Source organism: Undibacterium sp. TC9W (genome assembly GCF_049339865.1).
Lineage (GTDB): Bacteria > Pseudomonadota > Gammaproteobacteria > Burkholderiales > Burkholderiaceae_D > Undibacterium.
The window spans coordinates 1-244 of sequence record NZ_JBMPPJ010000115.1 but is presented as its reverse complement, the minus strand read 5'-3'; the positions used below and the strand labels follow the sequence as shown (position 1 = coordinate 244).

Here is a 244-nt window from a genome sequence, read left to right as displayed (position 1 = left end):
ATGGTACAACTGTCAACGGTAATCTGGGTGACACTGATGCGATCACTCTGGGTGATGCAGCTTCTGTTGCTATCGGCAACGGTACAGCAGGTGGCACTATCACTAACATCAAGACTCTGAACCTGGCAAATGCAACTAACTCTGTCAGTATCTTCAATACAACAACTGGTATCACTACCATCAATGGCGGCACAGGTGCAGATACAGTTGACGTAACAGGTGCTGGTGCTTCCTTCGCAGCTGG

At 48.8% G+C, this 244-nt stretch carries 1 protein-coding gene; it reads left to right on the top strand.

The genetic code is table 11. The annotated features are described in order from the left end of the window. Positions 1-244: hypothetical protein (locus tag ACO0LN_RS30475; RefSeq protein ID WP_422980531.1), on the top strand; the 244-nt coding region annotated here is incomplete at both ends.